The 14628-nt window shown below is 27.6% G+C and carries 12 protein-coding genes; all 12 read right to left on the reverse strand.

Translation table 11 applies throughout. The annotated features are described in order from the left end of the window. A partial coding sequence (locus BM384_RS17225) for an Ig-like domain-containing protein (RefSeq protein WP_175537257.1) occupies window positions 1-1161 on the reverse strand: 1161 nt, incomplete at its 3' end. Window positions 1162-1434: 273 nt separating this feature from the next. Beyond that, the gene (locus BM384_RS02680; protein WP_090010752.1) at window positions 1435-2226 is read right to left on the reverse strand and encodes a glycosyltransferase family 2 protein; all 792 of its coding nucleotides are present in this window, start codon (window positions 2224-2226) and stop codon (window positions 1435-1437) included. Window positions 2227-2239: 13 nt separating this feature from the next. Further along, window positions 2240-2629, reverse strand: a complete 390-nt coding sequence (locus BM384_RS02685) for an EamA family transporter (protein WP_090010755.1) — start codon at window positions 2627-2629, stop codon at window positions 2240-2242. Continuing rightward, entirely contained in the window at window positions 2622-2990 is a 369-nt protein-coding gene (locus BM384_RS02690) for a DUF2304 domain-containing protein (RefSeq protein ID WP_090010758.1), read from the reverse strand. Before BM384_RS02690 ends, BM384_RS02685 begins: the two co-directional genes overlap by 8 nt. Window positions 2991-3083: 93 nt before the next feature. Beyond that, on the reverse strand, window positions 3084-3785 hold the full coding sequence (locus BM384_RS02695; protein WP_090010760.1) for a glycosyltransferase family 2 protein: 702 nt from the start codon (window positions 3783-3785) through the stop codon (window positions 3084-3086). Between the two features lie 308 nt (window positions 3786-4093). Further along, window positions 4094-5710 carry a glycosyltransferase family protein gene (locus BM384_RS02700; RefSeq protein WP_090010764.1) on the reverse strand — a complete coding sequence of 539 codons (1617 nt, stop codon included), beginning with the start codon at window positions 5708-5710 and terminating at the stop codon, window positions 4094-4096. 93 nt (window positions 5711-5803) lie between these two features. Further along, window positions 5804-6700 carry a dTDP-4-dehydrorhamnose reductase gene (gene rfbD, locus BM384_RS02705; protein ID WP_090010767.1) on the reverse strand — a complete coding sequence of 299 codons (897 nt, stop codon included), beginning with the start codon at window positions 6698-6700 and terminating at the stop codon, window positions 5804-5806. A 12-nt stretch (window positions 6701-6712) separates the two neighbouring features. Beyond that, the gene (gene rfbA / locus BM384_RS02710) at window positions 6713-7597 is read right to left on the reverse strand and encodes a glucose-1-phosphate thymidylyltransferase RfbA (protein WP_090010770.1); all 885 of its coding nucleotides are present in this window, start codon (window positions 7595-7597) and stop codon (window positions 6713-6715) included. A gap of 62 nt (window positions 7598-7659) precedes the next feature. Continuing rightward, window positions 7660-9435, reverse strand: a complete 1776-nt coding sequence (locus BM384_RS02715) for a hypothetical protein (protein ID WP_090010773.1) — start codon at window positions 9433-9435, stop codon at window positions 7660-7662. Between the two features lie 26 nt (window positions 9436-9461). Beyond that, the gene (locus BM384_RS02720) at window positions 9462-11522 is read right to left on the reverse strand and encodes a DUF7657 domain-containing protein (protein ID WP_090010776.1); all 2061 of its coding nucleotides are present in this window, start codon (window positions 11520-11522) and stop codon (window positions 9462-9464) included. Between the two features lie 10 nt (window positions 11523-11532). Continuing rightward, on the reverse strand, window positions 11533-12444 hold the full coding sequence (locus BM384_RS02725) for a glycosyltransferase family 2 protein (protein ID WP_090010779.1): 912 nt from the start codon (window positions 12442-12444) through the stop codon (window positions 11533-11535). A gap of 14 nt (window positions 12445-12458) precedes the next feature. After that, the gene (locus BM384_RS02730; protein ID WP_242945939.1) at window positions 12459-14621 is read right to left on the reverse strand and encodes a glycosyltransferase family 2 protein; all 2163 of its coding nucleotides are present in this window, start codon (window positions 14619-14621) and stop codon (window positions 12459-12461) included. Window positions 14622-14628 lie beyond the last annotated feature (7 nt).

Consider the following 14628-nt stretch of genomic DNA (forward strand, 5'->3'; position numbering starts at 1 on the left):
ATCTAAATTTGCACTATATCCACTGTTTGCATTATTATATGATGGATATACAGCCTTCACATCTGCTCTTGATATTCCCATAGTAGCTGTTGTCATAAACTTATCGTTAACATAAACATTAATTTTACTTATAGGTACCGTGTTTAATGACCATCCACTTACTGTTAATGAATTACCAGAAATCTCTGCATTATTTACTGGTGTATCAATAACTTGAATAGGTCTATTTTTAACCACATTTACTTTCACTTCAGTATAGTTTGTACTATTATCTTTTCCAACCTGCTCAACCTTAATAGTTTTTGCTCCATCAGAGATAGCAGATAAATCTAGTGTTGCACTATACCCACTATTTGAATCGTTATACTCTGGATATACCACTTTTACATCTTGTCTCGACATTCCAATTGTAGCTGTTTTTACAAACTTGCCATCAAGGTAAATATTAACTTTTGAAACCCCACTAGGATTTAATGCCCATCCTCTTACTTCCACTGCATTACCTGAAAGATTCGCATTATTTACTGGTGTATCGATAACAGTAATTTTCTTTAATGAACTTTGTTGCTTTACTGTTATTTGACTATACAGTTCCATAATTTCTTTTCCATAAGTAGGACTTGGAGCCCAATTTCCACCTAGAGCAGTTACAGTTTTTGCTTTTCCAAAAACTGATGAAAAATGTCTTGGATCATATGTGGTTTTTCTTGGATAACCTGAAGCTCCTGCATATAAAGCTAAGTGGTCTAAATGAGCTTGTACACCTTCATCCCAACTTTTAAACTTCATATGTGCATTAGGGTCAGTATCTGAACCCCCTTGAGAAGTTTTTAATCCACATGGATTATGATAAGATGCATCTATAACTCCACCAAACTTTCCATAGCCTGTTTCTTTAGCTGCTTGTGCATAAGCAACTGCTGGATTTACGTTACCATTGCTTGATGAATATTTCCAATACAAATCAGCTAGTGAAATAAATGTTTCTGTAGCACCCTTACTTTTTGCCCATTCTTTTGCAGTATCCACTGATATTCCAGGTGATGAAATAATATTTATATCATCCAATGCTTCTGCTTTAATTGCTCCATTATAGGAGATAAAATTAAATGAAAATAAAAAAAGTACCACCCAAATAATTTTCTTTTTTAGCTTTCCCATTATCCCCCTCCCCTCTTATTAAATTCAAATTAATTCTAACACAAAAAGACTTCGACGTAAATCTTTAAAAAAATTGCAAAGTTTTCTTAAAACCTTGTAATTACAAGTACTTTAATCAATTTTTCCCACTTTTCTTATAGAATTATCATATTATTCAATCATATATAATTTTCGTACAAATTTCGAAAAAACTTTAATATATAATACTAATTTATAACAAAAAAGTACACAGATATATTTTTTATTATATCTGTGTACTTTAAAAAAATTCACTTAAACATTATTTGTATCTAAACTTTTGTTATACATCTTAGATAAGAACTTAGCTATAAACCCTGGCCAGAATTTCTTAAACATCGTGTAATCTTCTTGTTGTCTTACATTATTCTCTATAGAATTAGTAGTTTCTGATTCTTCATGAATTCTATGATATACTAATTCATCTTTAATAAATACAAATTGTCCTTCTTTCTTAGATAACTTGTACCATGTATCCCAATCTAATGAACATTTCATTTCAGAAGTAAATACCTTATCTCCGTTAATTTCTTTATTATAAGTTACTGCTGGACAGCATATTGGAGATCCTAATGAAAGTATCATTCTTCTTATAACCTTACTACCTCTAAAAATTGATGCTCTAAGTGGAAAAAGCATTACCTTTTTAATCTTTAAATTAACTGTTAACGGAATTACTTCTCCATTCTTTATCTCTCTATAATCTGAAAATAATATTATCTGTTTCTTATTTTCATTAATATATTCATGTATCTTCTTGCCATATTCTTCACAATAAATATCATCTTGATGAGTAATTGTTACATATTTAGTATCTGCACAAGAATACGCAAAATTCCAGTCTTCTTGAATACCTGGTTTCCCATCTCTTACGAATAATTTAATGTTATATTTATTAGCTAAATTTGAAATATACTCATTGGGAGTTGCAGTACATATTATAACTTTAGACTTTTCTTTTTGATTAAGTACAGAATTTATACATTCTTCTAAATATCTTGATTCTTTATATGCACAAATTGCAAATGTATGATTATCAAAATTCATGTTAACGTATCTCCTAATTTTTTATATTCATTATGATTATACCTATTAAAATTAATATTGTAGCAGCTACCTTTGGTGTAGTAACAGCTTCTTTAAATATTAAAACAGCTAGTATAAATGTTGCAACCTGAACTATACCTGTTGTTACTGGAACTATATAACTAATATCAAATTTCGATATCAAGAACATATACATCAAAAAACTACATAAGTAACATACTAATCCCAAAATTGATAAAAGACTCATTTTAAGATTAAATACACCAGCTGAAATTGACACAACAAATTCTTTTTGAGTTCCCATTTTGAATAAAATAACTCCTGCTATAGTTAAACATAAATATATAGCAATTAGTATAATGTTAATCATCGGCATCTTCTCCTTACCTTTTTCTTTACTCATGGTTTTCCTCACTATTCTTTGATAACTCTCTTACTCTTTTCTCTAGTAATGCAATTTCTTGAGTTAAACTTCTTAATCTACTATTTAAACCTGAGACTATAGAAGTAATAGTTATCAATATTACTATTATAAACATTCCTGCTAATACTAAAGCACTATTTATAGGAGTACTTATTCCTAAAAACTCAGATATCCAATATACAGTTCCCGGGAAAATTGTTACAAATAATAATACTGCAGCTGCTAACAGCCATAATAATGTATATTTTAAATCTAATTTTTTCTTTTTAAGTAGTTGAACTATAATACACAAATATATAATAACTGCTATACCAAAAAATACTCGTATCTTAAATTCCATATTACTCCTCCATATATAATTTTAATTATTACAATAACAAAAGATAATACTCATGCATTATCTTTTATTAAAAAGCTTCTATCATTCTAACTTTTATTTTTTTCTCTTATTACTAATTCTGCATAAAATAATAGCTAAAGAAACCTTTATCATATAATATACTGATTTCGTCATATTAATCGAAGATTCCCCTTCTTGTCTTTCATGCATAATTACCGGAACTTCCTTTACTTTATATCCATTAAGTATACTATGAATTATTGCTTCAGGTTCTGGATAATCTTGTGCATAATTCTCTGAAAATTCCTTAGTTAATTTTTTATTTGTTGCTCTAAATCCACTTGTTGCATCTGTAATTTTAACTCCACAACACAACTTTATAAGGTATTTCAAGAAATTTATTCCCACTCTTCTCATGAATGAAGTTTGGAATCCTTCCTTTTGAATAAATCTTGATCCTATTGTCATATCTGCTTCACCATTTAAAATAGGTTGAATTAACTTTTCTATGTATTTAGGATCATGCTGACCATCACCATCTATTTGGATAGCTATGTCATAATCATGCTCTACTGCATATTTATATCCAGTTTGAACTCCTCCACCTATTCCCATATTGACTGGAAGAGATACATAATTAAATCCTCTTTCTTCTATTACCTTTTTAGTATTGTCTTTTGAGCAATCATTTATTATTACATAGTCTACATTTGGACAGTCTTTTTCAATATTATTTATAACATTAACAATATTTTTTTCTTCATTATAAGCTGGAATAATAACCAATATTTTCAATTCATCACCCCATAAAAATTTTTATTAAATTTACAACCACATGACACCTCAGTTTAACATAATTTATTTTTACTGTAAAGAAAACAAAAATATATAAATTATATCCTTAACAGTTTTTATTTTTGTTTACACAAAACTCCTTTACTATAAAAAATAAATAATATTATCCCTTTACAATTGCTTTATATTACAAAGTTATTAATATTATAAATATAGAAATAATTTAAAACAAGTACTAATATATAGCTCCCTACCTTTATAATATAATCTTTTTCTCTATCCATAATAAATAATAAAAATCAAACCTCTTATTTTATTATAATATCTTTCGCCTTAATATCTATATTCTTTTTAGACAAATTAATAAATACTTCATATAATCTACCAAATCCATAAGATGCTAAAATTATAAATAAAGGAATATGATTTAAAAAGTATCTTGCTCTCCCCTCAAAAAGTAACAAGAAGACTGTTATGCCTGTAATGGTCAATCTTATTAAAAACAATCCTTCAGATTCATAATTTTTCTTTTTAAATAATAGTGGTATTGCTATAAAGCATAATACAAGAATCCAAACTGCTTCTCTAAAGGATGCCTGAAGTTTGTAGTTTTCACCTTCAAAGGAAAAGTAATTTTGAATTAACTTTGCCAAATTACTATCTGAATATGGTTCACTAAAAGCAAAGAAGCCTTCTCCTCCATAATAAAATGTTCCATCTGATAACATCCAATTACCCTTTTTAGAAAGATAATTTAAATATCCAGTAAAACCTAAGTTTCTAACTCTACTAACATATTCATTTAAATTAGCATGGACTTTTTCTTCTTTAGTTTTGCAAGAAAGAGTAATATCATAATCTTCTTGTCTCCATGCACCATATATAGTTCCTCTATTTTCTATATCTCTTGTATTTAATCCCATCATTAAAAAGTGAGTCATAGGAATCTGATCATCTTCATAATCATTAAATTGAATTCCATTAACCTGCATATTATAAAGAGTATTATCATAAATAACTTTAGTTGCTATTGCTGAAGCAGCTATACATGCTCCTAAAGATAAACATAAAACAAATGATTTTTTATCTTTTATTGAATAAAGTATTGCTGAAATAACTATTGCTATTAAACTTATTACAGCTGTAGGTTTAATTTGATATCCAATTATAGTTAAAACCCCAATAATAATAGAAAAAATAACTTTATTTCTTATCTTATTTTCTTCTTTAATTTTAAAATATAAATATATATTTAATACGGGAAATATCATACAAAAAGAATCTGTATAAGATACAACAATCCATGGCAATGATAAAATAAGTAAAATAGCAAAACAATATGAAATAATTATTGTATTATCATTAAAAAGTTTATCTGCTAATAGTAATGCTAAAAATATAGAAACATCAATAAGAATTATATTTATAATTACAAGTAAAAACTCATAACTTATATTAGTAAACCAAGTACTAAATATATAAATATTCTTTTCAATCCATAATAGCAGTATATTATTAGGAAAACGTATAAAATATGCAGTATCAAATGAATCTTTATTTTCAACTAATGCCTTAGCATTTCTAATTAAAGCTCCTGCATCCCATCCAACCTCATAATAAATTTCTTTTGCCAAAAAAACTTGTGCTATAAAAATAATTATAAATGTTATTAATAAACATATTTTTTTATTCCTATTAAAGAAGTCATTTTTTAATATAACCTTATTCATAAAATAAACAAATAAAGCCATAAATATCATTATAACTATACTTACTGGTATTATTTTTTTCATATTATAGTGTATTAAGTCATTAGAATTTCTAAATATACTATTAAAAAATACCCACATAAAATACCCCAAAAAGCCCCACGTAAATATTTTTATGCAAAATCTTCTAAAGTTATTAATATTTATTTTTTCCATTGCATTCCTCCCAAATAATTAATACGTACCATTTTCCATTACACAATAAAAAGCAGTTAATTACATTAATCATTAACTGCTTTTTTATATAAATTATTTATTTACAACTTTATTCATAAAAGTTTCTATAGCATCCTGCCAGTTTCTCATTTCATCCCCAACAGTACATCTTAACATCATATTGTCTAATGATGAGTACTCTGGTCTCTTAGCTGAATTTGGATACATAGATGCATATTCTTCTGAAGTACAAGGTTCTACTGTGCAATCTTCTCCTGACATTGCAACTATTTTACTTGCAAAATCATACCAAGAACATTCACCATTGGCAGTACAATGATATACTCCATATTCTTCAGTATTTATCAATTTAAGAATATGATATGCTAAGTCATTTGCATTAGTTGGATTACCTCTTTGATCATTAACAACAGTAATCTTATCATTTGCCTTAGCTAATCTCATCATTGTGTATACAAAATTTTTACCAACATATCCATATAGCCATGCAGTTCTTACTATATAATACTTAGTACTAAATTCTCTAACATATTCTTCTCCAAGAAGCTTAGTCGTACCATATGTACTTACTGGATTTGTTGCATCAAATTCTTTTAATGAAACAGTTCCTACTCCTGGAAATACATAATCTGTAGATACGTGAACTAATTTTGCTCCTATCATTTCAGCTGCAATAGCTAAATTTCTAGGCCCTAATGCATTAACTTTGAAAGCTGCATCTTGATTAGATTCACATCCATCAACATTTGTAAAAGCAGCACAGTTAATAATAACATCTGGCTTTTCCTTAGAAACAACTTCTTTTACTTCTTGTAAATTAGTTATATCTAATTCATCTGCATCAGTATAAATAGCTTCAACTTTAGAAATATCTACTGGAGATTTTCCTATTTCAGCTGTTCCAGTTGTTAGTATTGATTTTAATTCATTTCCTAACTGACCATTACCACCTGTAATTAATATCTTCATAACTAACCCACCTTATTTTCTTTTATTTTCAACCTCTTCTACTATATCAACCAAATATTTTCCATATCCAGTCTTAAGTAAAGGTTGTGCTAATTCTATAACTTTTTCAGCATTTATCCATCCTTGTCTATAAGCTATTTCTTCAAGACATGCTATATATGTTCCTTGAGTATTTTGAACAGCTTCAACAAAGTTTGATGCTTGAAGCATTGATGCGTGAGTTCCTGTATCAAGCCATGCCATACCTCTTCCTAAAAGTTGAACCTTTAATGATCCTTCTTCCATATATAACTTATTTAAATCTGTTATTTCTAATTCTCCTCTTGGCGATGGCTTTAATGATTTAGCCTTTTCAACAACAGTATTATCATAGAAGTATAAACCTGGAACTGCATATTTTGATTTTGGTTCTTCTGGTTTTTCTTCTAATGAGATAACCTTTCCATTTTCATCAAACTCAACTACACCAAATGCCTTTGGATTTTGAACATAATATCCAAATACATATGCTCCTCCATCAAGTTCTGATGCTCTCTTTAATGTTTGTGAAAAGCTTTGTCCGTAGAATATATTATCTCCTAATATCATTGCTACAGAATCATTTCCTATAAATTCTTCACCTATTATGAATGCTTCAGCTAATCCATTTGGACTTTCTTGCACTGCATATTCTATATTTAATCCTAATTCGCTTCCATCTTTAAATAATTCCTTAAAATTAACTATATCTCTTGGAGTTGATATAATCAATATATCTCTAATTCCTGCCAACATCAATACTGACATTGGATAATAAATCATTGGTTTATCATATATAGGAACCATTTGCTTTGACATTGCTTTTGTTACTGGATATAATCTAGTTCCAGATCCACCAGCTAATATAATACCTTTCAAAATGCCACCCTCTTTTTTCTTTTTTTTAACATAAAAATTATATCATAAATTATATACTAATTCTATTTTACTTTACACACAAAACCAACACTATTTCCATATACTTTTTCTAAACTTTCAAAATACCCTACATTATCTGCATAAGTAGTACTTGAATAGAATACTGTAACATAAGAAATATTGCTATCATTCTTTATTATATCTAAGCATTCTTTTTCTCCTACTTTCCATTCATATAATTCTGATTCACGTTGATTTGTAATAGATTCATACCAGTATATTTCTTCTCCTTCACCAAGTGCTGGAACATAATCTCCCTTTGAAACATAGTTATCTACAACAAACTTATATAAATCATGTCGTTCCACACCTACAAAACGTCTTGGCTTACTAAACTGTCCATAATTATATCCATAAACTCCTGCATAAACTTGAGCTTTAGGTTCTGCCCAAAAAATAGCATTCTTTGCATATATAATGCCTTCTACATTGAAATAAATCATAAGTCCAAAGGCTGCAAATACTGAAAAACCAGCTACTATTATAGTTTTATCTACCTTTGAAAGTATATGCACTCCATAGAAAAACATATACATTAATAAAAACCATAATAAATAGTAGTTTTTATAATAATAATATGATGAAGCCTTACCTGTATTTAAGCCTACAATTAGTAAACCAAGCATAAATATAATAAGAGCTGGAAGTATGAAAATTGTAGAATTATTTTCACGTCTTTTAATAACTTTGCATACTCCATATATAGCTAAAGGAAGCATAAATACTAAACTTGTATATAAATCTCTATAAATAATTCCTTCATTAGCTATTGCAGATTCTGGAGTAACACCATCGGAAAATACTCCAAAATACATATATATAAATCCTAGAATAATAGGAATAAGATATATAAGTATATATCTTCCTATAGTCTTAAAGGTAAAAAGCTCTTTCTTCTTAAAGAAATATAATGATAAACATATAAATGTTCCTAAATATACTACTGGCATAAATAATGCATAGCATAAGAATATTGAGCATGATGCCATAGCAATCATAATAATATTAATTACTTTATTTAATTCATCTTTTATATAGTTATCCACTGAGAAAATCATATAAGCAATTACAGATACCCCCATACCTAAATATACAAATCCCCATAACATATTGTTTAATGGATAACCAATCATATATAAAATAGCTGTTAAAAGTCCTGCACACTTTAAGAAATTATCTTCCATAAACTTTTCTATTAACGCATAGAATATCATACCTGATAACATAAGCATTAAAATATCTGCAATTATAAATATTTTATAATATTTAAGTGGTACAAATAATGGTGACAAAAGTTCTATGAATAGTGCATTATTTAATGGTGCAAATAACATATCTGCTACTCTTTGATTATTTACAACATTCATAGCATACTGCATGTGAACTGATGGATCACTTGTATCATAGTTTAATTGTAATGTAATCCCATATCTTTTTAACGCAATTACTACTACTACAGCAATTATCGCAACCATAGCAAATATATCAAACTTTTTATATTCATAACTTTGTTTCTGTTTTTGTTTTATAACTCTATATAACATATAACATCCAAGTAATATATTAATTACCGAGAAGGATACTATATTTACTTTTATTGATACTAAATTAATTATTGCAGCCACTGATGCATTGTAACACATAAAGGTTATAAAAGTTATGGCTAACCAAGTAACTCCATTCAGTACTTTTTCGCTTTTCTTTAGCAAGTAAAAACCTGAAAGAATTATAATACACGAAATAAAATACAATATTGAAAAAGGAACTGATCCTGTCATTTTATACTCTCCTCCTACTACTATACTTAACCAACATATTCATAAATATATACATTATCAATAGTGTTATGGTATAGTTCTTTAAAAATAGTTTTCTCACTATTAAAGCTTTGTAAATTATTTTGACTAATTAAATACTTAATTCCTGCTTTTCCTATATCTTTAGTACTTAAGTCTACTTCAACTACATCTGCTTGATTTAATTTAAAAGAAGTATCCTCATTTGTTATTTTAACAACAACATGAGCATATCTATTATATACATCTTCATATTGTTCATTTTCATCTAATTTATTCCACATATTCAAATCAGGATAATATTGAACACCATTAAATGATTGAACACCAAGAGCGTATAATAGGTTACCTCCTACTATATTATCTAAACAAACCCATTTACCTTTATCTTCTTCATTAATACTTACTATAGCCTTACTTACTTCCTTATCATATATAGGTGCTAATGTTCTTGCTATTGGATTAATTGAAAATCCTCCAATTAAAACAAAAATTATTCCAAAGCTTACAAGTTGATTTACATATCCTTTTAAAGAGAAATACGTAATAGCTGTAAATATCAATCCCGCGGTTATTATCCCACTTTTACACATATAATATTGAACATCTGTATGATATTGAGGTATAAACATAAATAATATAACTGCTACTGTTATAATTACTGCTGTTAAATTATTAATTTTTTTAGATTCTACTAAGTCTGTAACAAGCATTAAGAATAAATAAGAACTTGTAAGTCCTAATATAATTGCTGCTCTTCCAGCGGGAATAAATGAGAATAAAGTTATTTTTGCTAATATAACAGGATATCCAATAATCATGTAAGATAACAATATCAAAATATATACAAACATACATATTTTTAATAAATTATTGTCTTTCTTCTTATCTCTAAAGAAAAACATTATTAAAGTTAAAGGAAGCAGACTAATAAAACTACTTAATTCCGAAGAATTAGAAAATCCAACTTCTCTATAAGGCATAAGCCAATTAAATATATAACTTGAAAGTAATTTAAAATCAAAATTCCCTCCAACTTCAGTTCTCTGTCCAGGATAAACCGTACTCATCATCATTACAATAGAATCTTTAACTGTGTATAAGAAATATCCTCCTATACTTAAGATAACTGCAAAAGATACTCCTATAAGAATAATATCTTTTAACTTTATTTTTTCTCTATTTTGTACTAATAAGAATATACAAAATATTGCAATTAAATATCCTAAAGGAACTTGCGTTGCTGGATATAATGATAATACAAAGCCTGTTCCTGCAATTGTAAACATAAGCAAGTTAAGAAGTTTATATTTATATTTGTTATATTTCAAATAATTATAAACTGCAACCATCATTGCCTGTGCAAATATAATTAAATCTAATACAAAAGTACTGAACCACCATTGACATGCTGGTGCATAAGCAATTAAACATGCTCCAAATAATGATATTTTTTTATTTCTTTTAGTTAATATAAGTGCAATTTCATATGAAAGCATGAATAAACTTATAAGTTTAAAATTCCAATACCATGAAAATGCTCTTTCTTTACCTAAAAATAAAAATCCCCATGAAAAAGGCTTTCCTAAAATAGTTATATCTTTCACAGGAGAATAAGAAGCAAGTACCATATCTTGTCCATCTGACCTTATATTTTCATTTATTCTACTAAGCTTATCTTCTTTTGTAAGCTGAGATAAATATAGCGGAGTTTGAACTAACCACTCATCAGATCTTATAGCTCTTGCTTCACCAGTATACATTGTCTTAACTTCACTATCACCATAATCTCTATAATATTTATCCCACATTGCTATTGATGAACCATGAAATTTAAAAGCTACTAAAAAAATAAATAATATCGTTGCTATTACATACCTGTATTTATGTATCAAATCTAAATATTTTACTCTTTTTTGTAACAAGAAATATATTATTGAATACATTGCAGACACTAACATATACTGAAAGACATCTATTTTATTTCCCTTTTGCGTGCAGTAAACTGTCAATACTAAAATTATCAATGGTATTAAAAACAATCCTGCTTTTTTTAATTTTTCCCTCATTACTATCTCCTTATTTATTCCTAATCCAATAGTTCTTATTCGAAGTATACTTTAGAATTTTATTTCTGGATAAACTTTCATACCTACTTCCAAATTTATTTGCAATAAGTCTAACTCCAAAGTTAGGTATTATATCTAAAACAGCTTTAAAATTCCCTTCTTTAAGCGATTTATTTAATACAAATTTTACTAATGCTATAGCTCCACCCGTTGCCCCACTATCCTTTATATATGAATGTTGTTTCAAGAAAACACCTTGGTCAAAATATCTCTTAAATAAAGATTTATAACTATACTTATGTGAATGAATAACCTTTGAATCAGCACAATACTTAATCTTATATCCATTATTAATTAACTTGTATGCTATATACATATCTTCATTAGTTAATAAATCCTTGTTATCGTAACCATTTAATTTTACAAAAGCTTCTTTCCTTATGGCTGATGAAGCATCTGAATAAAAATATGACATTATCCCAAGTTCTTTTATAGTATCTTTAGATGCTATTCTGCTTTCATCAGGATAATTTTTCATTCTAGTATATCGTTCTATAGTTTTATTAGTACAAATTTGTTTTGAAAAAGCGGCATCAACTGTACCGCTTTTAATATCTTTTGTTAAGTTATATAACCAAGTATTATCTTCAATAATTACATCCTGAGTAATAAATACTATAATTTCTCCTTTTGCTTCATAAGCAGCTTTTTCTCTTGTTAAACTATGTGAAAAATCTTGTGCATCTATAATTTTATAATCAGCATTTATCTCTTTTAATATCTCTTCACTATTGTCACTAGTTTTTGTGAGTATATATGTTATTTCCACTTTATCATCTATTTTTTGAGACATAAGATTTTTATTCATATTCTTAATATATTTTTCTCCATTATATAAAGGACATATTATTGATATACTCATTTTATCACTCCAAGCTATTTATGAACTTCATTCTTTTCTCTTAATGAAAAGTCTTCTCTTAAAAGAGTAAGATTTTCATTATAATAAGGATCTCTAATCCATAGACCCCATTTATCTTCAAATCTCTTTATTTCCCCATTAAATCTTTCTATCTTTTCAGGAGAATCTTCAGCACCTCTTGACTTAGATTCATAGTGATATAATTCAACGTAAGGAGTGAAGATAACTAAATATCCTTTTTCTCTTACCTTCATACAGAAGTCAACATCATTAAATGCAACTTTGAACTTTTCATCTAATCCATTAACTTCATTAAATACATCTTTTCTAACCATTAAACATGCTGCTGTAACAGCACTTAAGTTTTGAGTTATCTTTAATCTTCCTACAAATCCCATTTCATCTCTATGGAAGTATTTATGTGAATGTCCTGCAACACTTCCTATACCTAAGATTACTCCTGCATGTTGAACTGTTTCATCTGGATAGTATAATTTAACACCAACTATACCAACTTGCTTTCTTTGAGCATGCATAAGCATTTCTTCAATCCATCTACGACTTATTATTTCAACATCATTATTTAAAAGAATTATATATTCACCTTCTGCTTCTTTAACACCAAAGTTGTTAATTGCAGAATAGTTAAATTCATCTTTCCATCTTAAAACTTTTACGTTATCTCTCTTTGAAATTTCATCATAATATTCAAAAGTCTTTTTATCAGTACTATTATTTTCAACTATAATAATTTCATAGTTATCATAAGTAGTTTTTCTAAAAATAGAGTTTAAACATTTTTTAAGAGTAGGTACTTCATCTTTATTTGGAATTATTATAGAAACCTTTGGATTTCCTTTTATCTTATACTCAACTTTATATGAGCCTAGATACTTACCATCCTTTACTGTTCCTTCTTCGCCAATTCTATCTAAGTGTGCTTGAAGAGCTCCCTTAGCTGCATCCATACAATAAGTTTTAGCTCCAATTCCGCTGGCTGTAGAATTCTTATGAACTCTCCAATGATATAATATCTTTGATATATGATGTATGTTTTTAGCTTTTTCTGTTAATCTTAAGAATAAATCATAATCTTGGCTTCCATCAAACTCACTATTAAATTCTCCAACCTGATCTAATAGCTTCTTTGAAAATACGGTAAAGTGTGTTATATAGTTATAACTTGTTAATGTATCAGGGGACCAATCTGGTTTAAAGTTTGGATCAAAGTATTCACTTTCATTCTCATCAGTCTTATCTTCATCAGAATACATAAAATCTATACTTCTATCTTCATTTAACTCTGATACTACTTCAAATAATGCATCAGGAGTTAATAAATCATCATGATCGAAAAGTCCGATATATTCTCCTGTAGCAAGTTCTAAAGCTTCATTAGTATTATCTGATATCATATAATTTTTCTTTAGATATTTAACCTTAATATTTTCATATTTCTTTTCATAATCTTCTAAGACTCTTATAGTGTCTTTATTAGAACTTGCACCATCTGCTATACATAATTCCCAATTTGAATATGTTTGATTTACTACTGATTCAATCATATCCACCAAGAAACTTTCTTTAGTATTATAAGTTGGTACTACAATACTTATTTTAGGTTTATATTCAAACTTATGATTTCTTTGCTCTTCAAGTTCTACTTCTTTAGCGCAGTTATCTCTAAACCATTCATCATAACCTATTCCTGGAGCAAACGCTGACATTCTAAGCTTTCCTTTTATCTTATAGAATGTTTCAGAAAATCCATAATAATGAATAAACTTAATAACCTTTATTATGTTATATGGATTTAAAAGATGAAGAATACTTCTTATTTTTCCTAATAAACCTCTAAACTTTCGAACATCATCACCTCTTTGAAATCTCTTATAGCTTGTTTTATAAACTATAGTATCATCTTTCACCTTAAATACTATTGAAAATTTCTTTTTAGTTTCAGGAATTCTAATTTTAAATCCTGTTTCTAATGCTTCTTCTTGTTGATCAAATTTTTCAAATATATCAATTCTCTCTACCGTTTCAATTTTGTAGTCTGGTACATTTAATACTTCAATTTTAACCTTTGGTTCTCCATCTGCATAGGCCCAGCCACTAATTACTACTTCCTCTTCTTCCTTTTCGATACTATCTATAAAATATCTTATCTTTTTCAAAAGTTTT

This window comes from Clostridium sp. DSM 8431, assembly GCF_900116755.1.
GTDB lineage: Bacteria > Bacillota > Clostridia > Clostridiales > Clostridiaceae > Clostridium.